Source organism: Variovorax sp. NFACC27 (assembly GCF_048301545.1).
In the GTDB taxonomy this organism is placed as follows: domain Bacteria; phylum Pseudomonadota; class Gammaproteobacteria; order Burkholderiales; family Burkholderiaceae_C; genus Variovorax; species Variovorax gossypii.
This window is the reverse complement of sequence record NZ_CP157613.1, coordinates 3,359,274-3,375,399: the sequence shown is the minus strand read 5'-3', so window position 1 is coordinate 3,375,399 and position 16,126 is coordinate 3,359,274. Positions and strand designations below refer to the sequence as shown.

8 protein-coding genes and 3 pseudogenes are annotated in these 16,126 nt (G+C 66.5%); all 11 read right to left on the bottom strand.

Annotated features, from left to right (window positions below; genetic code table 11):
• Nucleotides 1-3 precede the first annotated feature (3 nt).
• Nucleotides 4-81 (bottom strand): annotated as a pseudogene (locus ABL840_RS15830) (hypothetical protein); the annotation flags it as partial.
• Nucleotides 48-2,336, bottom strand: coding sequence for an SDR family oxidoreductase (locus ABL840_RS15825; RefSeq protein ID WP_418116364.1), 2,289 nt, complete (start codon nucleotides 2,334-2,336; stop codon nucleotides 48-50). The pseudogene ABL840_RS15830 and the gene ABL840_RS15825, both read right to left, overlap by 34 nt.
• A 68-nt stretch (nucleotides 2,337-2,404) precedes the next feature.
• Nucleotides 2,405-3,139, bottom strand: coding sequence for a ketoacyl-synthetase C-terminal extension domain-containing protein (locus ABL840_RS15820; protein WP_418116297.1), 735 nt, complete (start codon nucleotides 3,137-3,139; stop codon nucleotides 2,405-2,407).
• Nucleotides 3,136-5,381 (bottom strand): annotated as a pseudogene (locus tag ABL840_RS15815) (beta-ketoacyl synthase N-terminal-like domain-containing protein). Before ABL840_RS15815 ends, ABL840_RS15820 begins: the two are co-directional and overlap by 4 nt.
• Nucleotides 5,382-5,679: 298 nt before the next feature.
• On the bottom strand, nucleotides 5,680-5,958 hold the full coding sequence (locus tag ABL840_RS15810) for a hypothetical protein (RefSeq protein ID WP_418116296.1): 279 nt from the start codon (nucleotides 5,956-5,958) through the stop codon (nucleotides 5,680-5,682).
• A complete protein-coding gene (locus ABL840_RS15805) occupies nucleotides 5,913-6,572 on the bottom strand; it encodes an SDR family NAD(P)-dependent oxidoreductase (protein WP_418116295.1) in 660 nt (219 codons plus the stop codon). The genes ABL840_RS15810 and ABL840_RS15805 overlap by 46 nt, the downstream gene beginning before the upstream one ends.
• On the bottom strand, nucleotides 6,515-8,050 hold the full coding sequence (locus ABL840_RS15800; protein ID WP_418116294.1) for a polyketide synthase dehydratase domain-containing protein: 1,536 nt from the start codon (nucleotides 8,048-8,050) through the stop codon (nucleotides 6,515-6,517). Before ABL840_RS15800 ends, ABL840_RS15805 begins: the two co-directional genes overlap by 58 nt.
• A complete protein-coding gene (locus ABL840_RS15795) occupies nucleotides 8,047-12,417 on the bottom strand; it encodes a GNAT family N-acetyltransferase (RefSeq protein ID WP_418116293.1) in 4,371 nt (1,456 codons plus the stop codon). Before ABL840_RS15795 ends, ABL840_RS15800 begins: the two co-directional genes overlap by 4 nt.
• Nucleotides 12,418-12,521: 104 nt before the next feature.
• Nucleotides 12,522-13,970, bottom strand: coding sequence for a PfaD family polyunsaturated fatty acid/polyketide biosynthesis protein (locus tag ABL840_RS15790; protein WP_093308076.1), 1,449 nt, complete (start codon nucleotides 13,968-13,970; stop codon nucleotides 12,522-12,524).
• 42 nt (nucleotides 13,971-14,012) lie between these two features.
• A complete protein-coding gene (locus tag ABL840_RS15785; protein ID WP_418116363.1) occupies nucleotides 14,013-15,029 on the bottom strand; it encodes an NADP-dependent oxidoreductase in 1,017 nt (338 codons plus the stop codon).
• Nucleotides 15,030-15,287: 258 nt separating this feature from the next.
• Nucleotides 15,288-16,025 (bottom strand): annotated as a pseudogene (locus ABL840_RS15780) (acyltransferase domain-containing protein); the annotation flags it as partial.
• Between the last annotated feature and the right edge of the window lie 101 nt (nucleotides 16,026-16,126).

Genomic DNA, 16,126 nt, shown 5'->3' with positions numbered 1-16,126 from the left:
CTCCTCGCCGAAGATCTCGTTCAGCGCCAGGTTGAGCTGGGACACCATCACCGAGTCGATCCCGTAGCGCTCCAGCGCCTCCTCGGGATCGATCCTGTCCGCGTCGATCTTCGCCACCTTGGAGAACAACGCCAGGAAGCGACGCAGCACCTTCTCCTGCAACGCCTGCAGGTCCACGCCCAGGTCGGCGGTCGACTCCGAACGCCGGACAGAATGCGAAGCCGTCGGCACCGTCGGCTCGATCGGGGCCCGACACCCGAGAGCACCGTCACCCGAGGCGAATCCAGCGACAGCGCACGCTCCAACGTGCCGTTTTCCCACGACGGCCCGTCGATCGAGCGCGTGCGCCCCGAGCGCTCGCCCGCCTGTACTGCCATCGCACGATGCGCCGCGTACGCGTTCAGGAAGGCATCGGCTGTCGCGCGGTCCAACTGACCCGCGTTGTCCGCCGCAAAGGCGAGACTGACGAACACCTCCAGCGGCTGATCTCGCGTCGCCGCATCCAGCGCCAGCACACCTGCCACCTTCGGTGCGAGCACCGCACGCAACTCGCTCTCCGTCTTTTTCATCAAGCCGCCGTCATGCAGCACTCGCGCCGTGTGGATCACACCCGTGAGCGGGCCATGCGTCTGGACCATTTCTGCGACGCAAGCCTCCACCGCCGCACTGTCCGCGACATCCATCTGCCGGTACACCACGCGCGCGCCCAGCGCCTCCAGCTGCCGCAGCTGCTCCAGCTTCTCGGCACCCAGCACCGAACGCCCCGTCAGCACCAGCGTCACATCCGACACCGCCGTCGCGATCGCCTTGCCGGCAAGCAGGCCCAGGCGTCCTGCACCACCACTGATCAGGTACACGCCCCCGCGCTTCCACGGCGTCGGCACCAACGCCTGCGCCTGCTCGGCATCCTCGCGCACCTCCTCCAGGCGCATCACCTCGCGCGATCGCACGTCCTCCTCGAACGCCTGCGCCTCGGCGCTCACACACTGCGCCAGGGCCTCGCCCCCAAGCGAAGGCTCCACCCCAAGCACCTGGATCACCAGCTTGGGTGACTCCTGGCGCGCACTCTTCAACATCCCGCCCAGCCCCGCCAGCAGCGCCCCTTCTCCACTCGCGGGCACCACCAGTTGCACGCGCACCCAGCCCGACGGCTTCTCCGAGAACATGGCCTGCAGATACGCCAGCAACTGCGCGGCGTAGCCGCCGTAGCGCGTCGACAGATCCGCGCCCTCGGCGCTCAGGTGCAGGCACCGCGCCTGCGGCAACGCCGCCTTCAGCGCAGCCCCCGCATCGCCACCCACCTCGCACAGCACCACCCAATGCGCGCCATAGGACACCGGCTCAGCCGCCGGCAGTTGCGCCTCCTGCCACGTCGGGCGCAGCAGCAGCGTCTCCACCTCGCCCTTCGCAGGCGCAGGCGCCGCAGCCTGCACAGCAACGCTGTCCAGCACGCGGCTGCTGAAGCCACGCAGTTGCACGCACACCCGACCTTCGGCGTCCACCAGCGACACGTCCAGCTTCAGCACCGCATCGCCGATCGTGCTGCCCTCGCTCTGGCGCACCACCGCCACCGCCTTCTCCGGCACCGCCCCGTACAGCTCCACCGCCTCCACCGCGAACGGCAGCGACAGCCTGTCCTGCGGCTGCGCGAACACCAGCCCGATCGACGCCTGCAGCGCCCCGTCCAGCAAGCTCGGCGGCAACACGAACGCGGCCGGATCCGTGCCCTGCGACGGCATCTGCACGTCACCCAGCGCCATCGGTCGACCCGCTGCATCCTGCCCCACCCGGACTTCCATCAGCGACTGGAAGGCCGGGCCGTACGCCAGACCCATCCGCGCGAACTCCGCATAGCACGCCTCGGACGCGAACACCTGCGAGCACTGCGACCGCAGCCGCCCCAGGTCCTCGAGCGGCGCATCCGCCGCCGCCGCAACCCGCGCACGCCCCTGTGCATGCACCCGCGCCTCCTCCTCGCCCACGACCTGGGTGTACACCTCGAAGCTCACCAACCCAACGTCCTGCGGCACAAGCGCAATGTGCACCTCCACCGGCGCATCACCCACCACCACAGGCTGCGCGAACACCACCTGCTCCAGCCGCACGTCCCTCGCCTGCGACGCCGCGAGCTCCAGCGCCTGCACCACCGCCGCGCGCGCAAGCTCCAGGTACGCAACCCCGGGCAGCACCCGCTGCCCCTTCACCACGTGGTCCGCAAGGAAGAACTCCTCCCCCGTGAACACCGAGCTGAAGCGCTGCTCGGCCAAGCTCGAGGTGTTGCGGTGCACGAGCGGATGCAACTCTTCACCGACGGGCTTGCCCGGGGCGAACAGCATCCGTGCCTGCGGTACCCAGTACTGTTCTTTGGCGAACGGATAGGTCGGCAGGCTGATCCGCCTCGGCGTCACTTCGCCGTCGTACAGCCGCGCCCAGTCGAACGCGAGTCCCCGTACCCACAGCTCGACGAGCTTGCGCAGCTTGCCCTTGGACAGCCACGCGTCGATGGTGCGATCCATGTCCTCGTCCGCCAGGAGTGCGAGGGTCTCTTTGTCTCGCTTGATCTCGCCCCTATATAGAGCCCATCGATGTCCTTCGCTTCCGCCAGGTACTGCGCCAGCTTGGCCTTGAGCTCCTCCAGCGTGCTCACCACGCACGCCAGCCTCACCTCCATCGCCTCGCGCCCCACCTGCAGCGTGTACGCAATGTCCGCAAGATCCTCATCCGTGCACCCCTGGCGCTCCACATGCGCCAGCAGCCGCTGCACCGCCTCGCGAAGCCGCACCTCCTGCTTCGCTGACAGCACCACCACAACCGGACGCTGCGGCGTCACCACCACCTTTGCCCGCGCTGGCTCGGCAGACCGGTACTCCTGCAGCACCACATGGGCGTTCACTCCGCCCACACCGAACGAGCTCACGCCCGCCCGCCGCGGCAGCTCGCGACCCGCGTCGTCCCGCAGCGCCACCCACTCCCGCGACTCCTGCACCACGTAGAACGGACTGCCCGAGAGATCGATGTACGGATTGATCTCCTTCGCATGCAGACTCGGCACCAGCGTGCGGTGCTTGAACTGCAGCAGCACCTTCACGATGCCCGCCACACCTGCGGCGAGCTCCAGGTGCCCGATATTGGTCTTCACCGACCCCAGGCCGCAGTACCCGTGGGCAGCGCCTCGCCCTGCGCCGCCGCCTGGAACGCGCTCTTCAGACCCTGGATCTCGATCGGGTCGCCCAGCGGCGTGCCCGTGCCATGCGCCTCGATGTAGCTCACGCTGCGCGGGTCGACCTGCGCCTGCTCGAACGCCGACCTGATCAGCGCCGCCTGCGCCTTCGGGTTCGGCGCCGTCAGCGAGTTCGCACGGCCCCCGTGGTTCTCCGCGCTGCCCAGGATCAGCCCGTAGATGTGGTCGCCATCGGCCTGCGCCTTGGACAGCGGCTTGAGCATGAGCATCCCCACGCCCTCGCCACGCACGTAGCCGTTCGCCTCCTTCGAGAACGTCTTGCAGCGCCCGTCCGGGCTGAGCATTCCCGCCTTGGTGAAGCTCACGTGCGCCTCCGGGCTGACCAGGGTGTTCACGCCACCGACGATCGCCTGCCCGCATTGGCCCGTGCGCATCGCCTGCACCGCTCGGTGCACCGCCACCAGCGAGCTCGAGCACGCCGTCTCGATCGGCTCGCTCGGCCCGTGCAGGTTGAGCAGGAAGCTCACGCGGTTCGGGCCGATGGAGCTCAGCGCACCGGTGCTGGAATAGCCCTCGATCGGCTCCCCGCCTGGGCCAGCAGACCGCTGTAGCCGCTGCCGGCTGTCCCCACGAAGATCCCGGTGTCCGTGCCGCTCAGTTGCGCAGGCGCATAGCCAGCGTCCTCGATCACCCGCCAGACGTAGGTCATCAGCAGCCGCTGCTGCGGATCCATCGCCGCCGCCTCGCGCGGCGAGATCCCGAAGAACAGCGGATCGAACTCGGCAATCCCATCGATCACGCCCGCGTGACGGATGTTGGTCTTGTTCACCTCCTTGGCCGGATCGCCGTACAACCGCGACCAGTCCCAGCGGCTGCCCGGTATCTCGCCGATGCAGTCGCGCCCGCTCGCCAGGTTCGCCCAGAAGTCCTCCAGATCCTCCGCCTGCGGGAACGCCCCGCTCACGCCGATGATGGCAATCGGCTCCGGCTTGACAGGAACCGCGGCCGCGGCCGGGGCCGGGGCCGGGGCCGCTGCATGCCTTTTCGGGGGCATCGCCATGGCCTGCGCAAAGCGCGCACCCGGCTTGCGTCCCGCCGACGGCAGCGCCGCGGAGACCGAAGCGCCCGACAGCTCGGGCGCTGCCACTTGCCGGGTCTCGCCCAGGTAACGAGTCAGCACCACGCGATGCTCGTTCGCCAGATGCTCGCTCAGGCCCGCCAACGTCGGATATTCGTAGAAGACGGTGGGCATCAACTCCAGTTCGTACTTGCCGTTGATGACGCCGGCGAAGGCCGTCAGCGTGATGGAGTCGAAGCCGAATTCGCTCAGCTCTGCTTCCGGATCAATGTCCGCCAGATCGAGCTTCAACAGATCCGAGACGGCACGTACCAGCGACGACTGCAGCTTCTCCCGAAGTTCGCCGTCAGTCGTTTCCGGGTCGACTGCGGATTCGTCGGTCGGCGCCACGTCCCTCGTCGGCAGTCGGCGGGCCGACACGACCGTCACCGCGGCCACCGTCTGCCGCACGATGCCGTCGCTCAGGCCCACCACGATCTGCTGGCCCAGCCCGTGCGCCACCTCCGCCGGATGGCGCACGTCCACGAACCCCTGCGCCTCGAGCAACCGCCGCCAGGTCTGCGGTGCCAGCATCGGCGAGCCCGGAATCCGCAAGGGCACATCCTCCGACAGCCACCACCCCTCCAGCAGCCCGAAGGTCAGCTGCAGGAACAGGCTGTTGGAGGACATCTCGTTGATCAGCACCACCCCGTTCGCCTTCAGCAGCGCCTTGGTGTTGCCCACGGTGCGCCGCATCTCCCTGGTCGCATGCAGCACGTTCGTGGCGATCACCACGTCGTAGCGGCCGACCTCGACGCCCTGCTCCGCCAGGGACCGCTCGACGTCGAAGATCTGCGTCTTCAGGTACGGCGCCTTCGCCCGGTACTGCTTCTCCGCATGCAGCAGGAACGCCTTCGACAGGTCCGTGTAGCAGTACTCCTCGATGTGCGGCATAGGCCGCCAGCCGATCGAACAGCAGCGCGCTCGTCCCCCCGTCCCCGCCCCGATCTCGAACAGACGCAGCTTCGCCTGCGGGTCCTGGGCCAGCCGCGCCTTCACCGCCGCGACCAGGCTCTCCGCCAGCACCTCGTTGAAGTAGTCCAAAACCCGGTTGCCGCGGTAGACGCCTTCGACCAGCGCCATCGAACCGTTCGGGAACAACACCTCCGTCGCCGCGCGCTGTCCGCGAAGGATCTCCGGCAGCGCTCGAAGGGCAGCGTCCAGGAGCGCCACCCGGGCGCGGTACTCCGGGTCAACCTCGCGCGCGAACGCCTCCCAGCGCGACCACAGCGTATCCCTGTCCGGCGTGTCCGCCATGAGCACCCTCAGCACGCCGCCTTCACGCGCCAGATACCCTCGCTTCTCCAGCACGCTCAGACTCTCGACGAGCCATCGCTCGTACAGCGACGACAGACCCATCCGGGCCTTCCATGCCTCGACGTCAACCACCGGCTTCGAACAAGCCCAACGCATGAAGTTCGCACCACAAGAGCTCCATCATCAGGCCCTCGAGCGCTTGCGCCATGCCCACCGGCATGCTCGCAGGCAGAGCGACCGCAGTCGCACGCGGCAGCACCTCTGCCACCGACGACACCCCCGGCACGACCTGCCGGGCCTCTCCCGCCGCAACGCCCATGGCCTGCGCAAACTCCGGCGTCGTCGTCTTGATGTAGATCACCCGCGACACCGGCGACGCCAGCAACCGCTCCAGCACATCCATCGCCTCCGGCGGCTCGATCGAGTCCAGCCCGACCTTGGCCATCCGTGCACGGTAGTCCGCCGACGCCACGACCCCACGCTGCCCCAGTAACCCCAGTTCACCACCTTCACCGCGCACGGCCACGCACGCGACAGCGCCTGCGCATAGGCGTCTGCGAACATGCATCCCGCCGCATAGTTGCCCTGGCCGGCGGCTTTGCTGATGCTCATGATCGAGGAGAGGAACAGAACGAAGTCAAGCGCCTCCCGCCCGAACACCTCCGCCAGACGCACGCTCACGTCCACCTTCGCCTCCAGGCTGCCGACGAAGGTCTTCTCCTCCATCCGCATCAGGCTCTGGTCCTGCAGCACCAGCACCGAGTGCACCACCCCATGGATGACCCCGAAGCGCTCCTTGATCGCCTCGTACGCGGCCTGCAGCAAGACATGGTTCGTCGCATCCGCCGACAGGTAGTACGGCGCAGGCCCCAGCGTCCCAAGCCGCGCACGCTTGGCCTCGATGGCTTCGTCCTCCGGGCGCCGTCCGATCCAGATCACCTGAGCCTGGTACTCGCGGATCAGGTACTCGCTGAAGACTTCCCCGATGCCGCCCGCACCACCCAGCAGCACGTACACCCCGCCTCGGCGATAGCCTTGGCGCGCCGGCGCAGGCAGCGTGCTCGACACGAGCTCCTGCCGGTACCACTCGCCGTGGCGACAGGCCAGCGCGTTGCCCTGCGCATCCGCGGGCAAGGCCAGCCCTCGTCCAGCGACCACTCCTGCCCGGCGGGAACGTCCACGAGACGCACTCGCCAGTTCGGGTGCTCCTTGGCCAGCGAGCCCACGAGGCCATGCACCGCCGCATGCGCCGGCAGCACCTCGTCGCTCTCGTCCACAGCAACGGCCTGTTGCGTCACGATCGTCAGCCCCAGCGCCTTGCTGCCATGACCGGCCGAGAACAGCGCCTTGACCAGGCGGAAGCAGGCCAGCACGCCCTGCTGCTGCGCCCCGATCATCTCCTGGCTGATCAGCCCCACCTCCGCGCCCGACGGCACGAACCACAGCACGTGCGAGAACGGTGCCCGCTCCTTCAGCTGCGCCGCCATCTCCTCGATGCTCCACGGCTCGGCCGGACGCAGGCACTGCGCCTGCGCATACCGCGACAGGCACGCCTGCTGCTGCGCATCGCTGCCTCCCACCACCAGCACCCGCTCCTCCTGCGAAGGCCAGCGCATACCCGTCGAGGGCGTGCACACGACCCAGTCCGCAACCAGCGTCAGCTGACCAACCGGCATGGCCGCCATCGCCGGTGCGACCGGCGGCGACGCCGGCTTCGTCGGCGCCGCCTGCCCCAGCACACGGCTGCTGAAGCCACGCAGTTGCACGCACACCCGACCTTCGGCGTCCACCAGCGACACGTCCAGCTTCAGCACCGCGTCGCCGATCGTGCTGCCCGTGCTCTGGCGCACCACCGCCACCGCCTTCTCCGGCACCGCCCCGTACAGCTCCACCGCCTCCACCGCAAACGGCAGCGACAGCTTGTCCTGGGGATGTGCGAGAACCAATCCCATCGACGCCTGCAACACGCCATCCAGCAGACTTGGAGGCAGCACGAAAGCCTTGGATGACTCGCTCACCTTGGACGGCAGCGCCAACTCGCCCACCGCCAGCAGCCGACCCGCTGCATCCTGCCCCACCCGGACTTCCATCAACGACTGGAAGGCCGGGCCGTACGCCAGACCCATCCGCGTGAACTCCGCATAGCACGCCTCGGACGCGAACACCTGCGAGCACTGCGACCGCAGCCGCCCCAGGTCCTCGAGCGGCGCATCCGCCGCCGCCGCAACCCGCGCACGCCCCTGTGCATGCACCCGCGCCTCCTCCTCGCCCGCGACATGGGTGTACACCTCGAAGCTCACCGACCCACCGTCCTGCGGCACGAGCGCAATGTGCACCTCCACCGGCGCATCACCCACCACCACAGGCTGCGCGAACACCACCTGCTCCAGCCGCACGTCCCTCGCCTGCGACGCCGCGAGCTCCAGCGCCTGCACCACCGCCGCGCGCGCAAGCTCTAGGTACGCAACCCCGGGCAGCACCCGCTGCCCCTTCACCACGTGGTCCGCAAGGAAGAACTCCTCCCCGTGAACACCGAACTGAAGCGCTGCACGACCAAGCTCGAGGTGTTGCGATGCACGAGCGGGTGCAGTCGTTCAGTGGCAGGGCTCCTCGCGACCGCAGCCCCCTGTGCCAGAGGCACCCAGTGGCGTTCACGGGCAAACGGGTAAGTCGGTAGGTCGATCCGTCGGGGGGTCGCACCGCCATAAAGCCGGATGCCGTCAAACGCCCCCCCTTGCACCCACCGTTCGGCAAGTCCGTTCAGCATGCTCTCGGACGGCCACACACCGACGGCACCGTGCTCGTTCGACCGCGCAAGCAGATCCGCCTTCTCGCGCTTGACCTCGCCTTGATGAAGGCCGTCGACGTTTTTCTCACCCGCCAGGTAGCGACGCAGCCTTGCCTTCAATTGCGCGAGCGTGCTCACCACGCACGCCAGCCGTATCTTCATCGCCTCGCGCCCCACCTGCAGTGTGTAGGCGATATCGGCCAGATCCACGTCCGTGCAGCCCGGCCGCTCCACATGCGCCAGCAGCCGCTGCACCGCCTCGCGAAGCCGCTCCTCGCGCCGGGCCGACAGCACCACCACCACCGGCCCTCTCGCCTGCACGACGTCTCGCACCGGCTGCCGGTACTCCTCGACAATCACGTGCGCATTGGTGCCACTGAAGCCGAAGGAGCTGATGCCCGCTCGCTTTGGCCCCACAGGCCAGGCCTGCGACCGGCCGACCACCTGTACAGGCAGACGATCCCAGGGGATGTGGGGATTCGGCTTAGCGAAATGCAGCTGCGGCGGAATCACGCCGTGCTCGATGGCCTGCACGGTTTTGATCAGGCCCGCGATGCCCGCCGCGGCCTCCAGATGGCCAATGACACTCTTGGCTGAGCCGATCAGCAGCGGCGCGTCTTTCGCGCGCCCCTCGCACAAGGCCTGGGAAGCGGCCTGCACCTCGATAGGATCGCCCAGCTTGGTTCCGGTGCCGTGCGCCTCCAAATAGCTGATCTCGTGCGGCGCCAGACCCGATCGGGCCAACGCGGTTTCGATCACTGCCTGTTGCGCCCGCTGGTTCGGTGCGGTCAGGCCGCTGCTGCTGCCATCCTGGTTAATCGCACTTCCCCGGATCACGGCAAGGATGCGGTCGCCATCGGCCTGCGCATCGGCCAACCGTTTGAGCAGCACCGCCCCGCAGCCTTCGCCGCGCACGTAACCGTTCGCCGAAGCATCGAAGGTCTTGCAGCGGCCGTCCGGCGACAACATGCCCGCGTTCTCGAACGCGATGAAGCGCTTTTCGTCCAGCAGCAGGTTCACCCCGGCGGCCAGCGCCGCATCGCACTCCCCGCCCAGCAGGCTGCGGCACGCCGTGTGCACCGCCACCAGCGAGGAACTGCAAGCCGTGTCGACGCTGATCGCCGGCCCCTGCCAATCGAAGAAGTACGCCAATCGACCGGTCGCGACCGAGCACGCGTTGCCCGTCGCAAACTGCGCGTTGATGTCGGCATCCGAGCCCTGACTCACGATCAGGGACTCATAGTCGTTGCCCATGATGCCGACGAAGGAACCAATGCGCTTGCCGCGCAGCGCCGCAGGCGCGATCGCGGCCGACTCCAGTGTCTCCCACGCGACCTCCAGCAGCAGGCGCTGCTGGGGATCCAGCAATTGCGCCTCGCGCGGAGAAATACGGAAGAACGCGGCGTCGAAGCAATTGACGTCATCGACGAAGGCGCCCTGCCAGCGAAGTGGGGGGCGATCCGCGGGCACAGTGCCGATCGCATCTCGTCCTTCAACGAGGCGTTGCCAGAACAGTTCGGGAGTGCGCCCGCCACCGGGCATTCGGCAGGCCATGCCCACGATCGCGACAGCCGATTCCGCCGTTTCCTCTGGCGGTGAGGCCTCGCGCAAGGGCTCCGCCTCCTGCCCAGCGCGCGAAGTGGGCAGCGGTGAGGACGCCGGCGGCGAGCTTTCCACCTGGCCGGCAAAGTACTCAACGATCGCCGCGGGCGTTCCGTAGCTGAACAGGAACGTCGACGGCAACGACTCGCTCATGCAGTTGCCCAGCAGACGGCGCAACTCCAGCAGTTCAAGCGATCCCAGGCCCATCTCCATCAACGGCACGTGCTCGCCGTACGCCGCTGCGCCCTCGCGCCCCAGCACTTGGAGCACCAGGCCGCGCACCTGCATTTCGATCTGCCGGCTTGTCATCGCAGGCCCGCCGCCATTGGATTCTTGCACCTCGAAACCGGCCAGGCTCTCACCCCGCAACCTGTATTCGATCAAGACTCCGGCGCCATCGTTGTCGATGTCCTCCGGCCGAAATTGCGGCAACACTTCCCGGATCAGCGCACCATGCGACGTGTGGAAATGCAGCATCGGGTCTTGCCATTGACCTTGCTCATCGCGTCGATGGACATAGCTGCCGATGTCACAGGCCGCCTTGTGCTGCGCGAAATTCATGCACCGCGTCACGCCCACCACCACATCCACACTCTCTTGCGCCGTGCAGTACGTCAGCATCAGGTCGATGAGCGCATCGCCATAGCCACGCCCCTGCATCTGCGGCATCACGTACAAGCCCAACAGTTGCACACATCGCCCCTCTGGCCGATGCAGGGATGGCAGCTCTCGATGCCCGCAACCACGCAATGCGCCGATCGACTCGATACGCTGCGAGTACAGCGCCGCAACGATCTGCCCTTCAACCTCCAACACCATCTGACCTAGCGGATGGTCCTGCACGCGCCGCTCGAGTTCCGCTGACGCAGTGCGAAGAGCTTCAGGCTGGCTCGCGCAGTCAAGTTGCTTCAGCGTTGGCAGATCCTCCCAAGTGGGGTGACGCACGATGTACGGCTTCGATGTCAGCCGATGCAGGGAAATGCGGGTGAAGTCCGCTGTCTTGGGAATGCAGCGTGACACACCGACTTCCGGAAACAAGCCGGCCTCGGCAGCGGCCATCAGAAACACCGGCGCCTCGACCAACTGCTGTCCCGAGAAGGCGTGATACGCATCGAAGTGCGCGCTCTCGGTTTGGTTCTGCAAACGTCGCACCATTTGCGGACGCAGACAATGAACTTCGAGCATGACCAGCCCGAACCCGGCAACCACAGCATGCCAGCGCCGCAGATGCTCGACCAGGGACTGCACCGCATGCGTCGCCTTGACTTCGCCGCCATCACGCGCTACGTAGACCCCGCTGTACTCCTGTCCCTGACGCCGCTGGGCAGCGGCTTCGTCTTTCACCGGCACAAAGGGCCGGTCGTGATCAAGGAAAGTGCGCACGTGCAGAATGCGCTCGGTGTCAAGAATGCCTTGTGCAGCCAGATCCACCACCAAGCGCTGCGGATCGGCAATGTCGCCTTGCACGAGGCAATGCGGCACGTCCGCCAACGTGCGTGCAGTGGCATGCAACGCCAGCGCGTTGTAGTCGATACCGATCATCGTCAGCGGGTGGGTCTGCAGTGCCTGCCCGCGGCGAGTCTGTTCGCAGACCACGCGATAGATCCGCCGCAGCAAACTCCCGTCCCCGCAGCCCATGTCGGCCACGTACCGCGGCTGCGCCTCCAATGGCGTTCTGTCGAACATGCTGACGATCAACGCGTCCAGCTCGGCAAAATGGCTCTGGTGCTGAACTCCGCTGGCGGTAACGTTGAGCGTGCGATCGATGTGGCTTTCATGTCCCTGGGCGTCGGCGTCGAACACCGCTTGCGCATGACCGAACAACAAGTCGTCCATGCAGCGGAACATTGCGGCATAAGACACCACAGTACCCAGCGCGCCGGTGCTTGACAGCAAACTTCGGCCGACCGGATGGAGCTCGAAACCCGCCGCTGTCGTGCGTCCCCAGCCGCGATGCTCAAACAAGGCGTGCACCGCGCGCCACGCGGCGGCCAAAGTGTCGTCCGTCTCCTGTGGCCTCTCGAGCTTTTGCTCACCCAGGTCGTACAACTGCGCCAGAAGTGGCGCCAGCGCGGCCCCGTCCAGCAGCGGCACCATCATCGGATGCGCCCCCGTCCAATCGACGCAGCAGCGCGCCAGCCAAGCAGGCAGCGTTGCCACCGCGGCATGCAGTGGTGCGGGGGTCAGCCCGAACGGGAGCAATGCGTCGAGTTCGTCATACAGGGCCGCGGCAGCTACGGCCTCTGCGCTCGCCGTGTAGAGACCCACGGGGGTCACGTCCACCCAGCCCAGTTCGTCCAGCAGCCGAAGCCCTGCATGCAGATGCCCGGCGTTTCCGCGGCAATGCTGCACCAGCTCTTCGAGAGACATCGGTCTCCGTGAAAGCAGGGCGAAGATTTCCCGTTGCGCGAAAGCGCGAACCACCGGCGCGGCGACCCAGCCATTGGCGAGTCCATTGACGAAATCCAGCATCTAATTTCTTCCTGAAATTGTCTTCTCTGATATTCGGCCGTCGACTCGCGAGGCCGGCAATGCACGAGGCCGCTTTGCGGATCCGATACGGACCGCGGCGATCGTCAGCTCATGTGGAGGATGTTGGCCATGCGGGACGCCAGCACCTCGGCCGCCCCTTCCATGATGGCTTCGGCGATGTCAGCAACCCGCCGCTGGCGCCAGTCCTCCATCCCGGTCCCGAGGACCCACTGGTTGAATGCCCCCAAGGCCGGTCCGCAATGAACCTGGTAGTCGGACACCAGAGGACTGCCCGACAGCGCCAGGCGCGTGGTGTGAACGAAGTACCAGCGAAAGACGAGCGCCATCTTCTGCTTGGCGCTGCGTTCGGCGGCAGCCAATGCGGCAGGGTGCGCTCCGGCGTAGTGCTCCTTGACCTCGCGCCAGACCTCGTCGAATGTCCGCTTGAAGTACTTCTCCTGAATCTGCGTCCGCGTCTTCTCGTCGATCTCATCCAGCGAGCCGAAGCGTTGATAGATCTCGTAGAGCTTGTTGGCCCGCACCGGGAACAGGAGCCCTTTCTTCAGGACCTGGACCCGGGCCCCCATCTCGAACATGTCGCCCGCCGGCGCATACGTCGTGTCCTGCACGTTGATCTGCTGCAACAGGTCCTTGACCGCATCGCTGGTGCCGGCTTCCACCGTGCATTGGTTGATCGAGCCGGTCACGATGAAGTCAGCGCCGAGGACAAAGGCCGCGGCCGCCGCGTCCGGCGTCCCGATCCCGCCAGCCGCACCGATGCGAATCGGTTCGCGGTATGCATGCTCGGTCATAATCCGATTTCGCAGCGCGATCATGGCGGGCATCAGCGCGTAGGCGACACCTTGGTCGGTATGACCGCCCGAGTCCGCCTCCACGCAGATATCGTGGGCCAGCGGAATCTTTCGGCCCAGTTCCGCTTCCTGCGGCGTAAGCTGCCCTGCGGCCACCAGCTTCTCAACGATCTGCGTCGGCGCCGGCTGCATGAAAACGGTCGCGACTTCCGGGCGAGAGACCTTCGCGATGATCCGGTTCTGGATCTCGACATCTCCGGCTGGATTGCGTGTGAGCCCCGAGAGCCGGTATCGCACAAGACTTTGCGAGACTTGCATGAACGCGGACGCCTCCACCGTGCGGATTTGCTCCCGAAGGTACAGGTCGACGACACGGTCTTCCTGATCTGGGCGCATCGGGTCCGCCAAGAGGTTCATCCCGTACGACTGCCCCTCGGACAGCGCAGCCTTGATGTAGCGGATCGACTCTTCGACCTGTTCAGGCCGAAGTCCGCCGGTGCCCAAGAAGCCCATCATTCCGCGCCGCCCCATGGCGACGACCAACTCTTTCGAGCCGACGCCCTTGTACATGGAGCCCGCGCAATACGCGTACTTGAGCTTGTACTCCCTTCGGAAGGATGCACTGCCGAGAGACCCGGGGTCTAGGCGGAGGGAGACATCGCGACGGCTCCTTCCAGGGAGACCCGGCGGGCCGCCTCGCTCGAACGATGGGACGGAAGTTTCCTGCTTTGCAATCGACATGGTCACTCTCTTCTATTTGGATTCGGCAGACGCTCCGCCCCTTCAGAACTTCACGAGATGCTTGCCATGGCGCTTGCCCTGGAGCATGCCGAAGAACGCGTCCGGCGCGTTCTGGATGCCTTGCGTGATCGTCTCGCGGTACTTCAGCTTGCCGGCGGTCACCATGGCACCAAGTTCCTTCAGCGCCTCCGGCCATGCTTCCACGTGCTCAATGACGATGAAGCCTTGGGCCTTCATCCGCTTGGTGAGCATCAGTTGCGGCTGCGCCATCGGTGTCGGCTCGCCGTTGTAGCCGGCGATCATTCCGCACAGCGCGATGCGCGCGAGGTTGTTCGCGCACAGCATCACGGCATCCAGGAGCATGCCGCCGACGTTCTCGAAATAGCCGTCGATACCGTTCGGGCACGCGGCTTCCAGCGCGCCACTCATCGACTTGAGGTCGGGGTATCGGCGATGGTCGACACATGCGTCGAAGCCCAACTCCTCAACGACTGAGCGGCATTTCTCGGGTCCGCCAGCGATGCCCACAACGCGGCAGCCGCGTGCCTTTGCGAGCTGCCCCACCACGCCGCCCACGAGCCCGGCCGCAGAGCTCACGACCACCGTCTCGCCAGCAATGGGAGCGATGATCCTGACAAGGCCGTACCAGGCCGCGACCCCCGGCATGCCCACGGCACCAAGGTAGGCCGACAGCGGCAGGCGCGTGGCGTCGACCTTCTGCAGAGCGCCGCGCTGATCCGCGTCGATGGTCGCGAACTCCTGCCAGCCCCCCATGCCCATCACCTTGTCCCCGACCTTGAAAAGCGGATGCCTCGACTCGAGGACTTCGCCTGCGGTGGCTCCGAGCATCACCTGGTCGAGCGGCTGCGGCTCGGCGTAGCTCTTGGCATCGCTCATGCGACCGCGCATGTAGGGATCGAGGCTGAGGAAATGGTTGTGCACCAGCACCTCGCGATCCCTCAATGGCCCAAGGGGGGTCTCGACCAGCTTGAAGTTGTCGGCGCTCGGCGCTCCGCTCGGGCGCGAGACAAGCAGGATCTGGCGGTTGATGGTGGGCATGGAATGACCCGGGTTCTGGATAGAGGCGCTGCCGTGCGCGCCACCGGAAGGTTTCGAGACCTCTGCGCGCTGCGCTGGACCGGATGCGGCTCGGCTTGTGCGCAGGGCTGCAATCAGGTCGGCGAGTCTCTTCGCGCCGGGGCCGAATGGGCTCAGGATGGACCGGTGTTCCGATCCGCTGCCCGGCGGCAGAACGTACTTCAGCATCGTGGCCATCGTTCCGGAAGGGCCGACGTCCACATAGCGACAGGGTCCTGACGCTTCGAGCCGCTGGACGGTTTCGCGGAACATGATCGGATTCCTGACGGTGCTCCAGAAGCCCGAGACCTCGATGCGATCGACGAAGTCCTGCCTCGTGCAACACGCCACCGCAATCCTGGGACGACGTCCGACGAACGGCACAGAGAGCGCCTCGAATCGCGCCTTCGCGGGCTCGATCCAGCGCGAGTGGAATGGTCGCGCGACCGGTAGCTCCTGATGGGCCAGTTTCAGGGACTTCAACAATGCGAAAAGCACCGGAAGATCGCCGGCCCGGGCGGAGACGACGAAGGCCTTGTCAAAGTTGATGCCGGCGAGATCTGCGACGCGCTGCAGCTCGGGCTCACTCCGATAAATCGCGGGATCACCGAGGACGGCGATCATGCCGCCAGGCTCGCATGTCTCCGCGAAGGCCCGACCTTGCTCGAACACGAATCTCAACGCCTCTTCCTCGGAGAGGCATCCAGCCGCCGTGAACGAGGCGTACAGGCCCATGCTCGAACCAACGCACATCGCCGGCTCGATGCCGTGGTCGGCCAAGCATCGGGTCAGCGCACGTTCCACGAGATAGATGGCCACACTTGAGGTCGGCACGTCCGTGAAGGGATCGGACGGCGTCCTGCGCGCATCACGGATCAGCGCGAGGATCGATTGGCCACAAAGATCACGGGCCATTTCCTCCAGCGCATCGAGGTGATGGCGAAAGCGTGCGTCGGACTCGTAGAGGTCCAGACCCATGTGGTAGTACTGTGACCCTTGGCCCGAGAACAGGAAGACGATAGGCTTGTCCTCGTTCGGGATGTCTGCCCGCTCGTCTCGCCGATGAGTCTTTTCGGCAA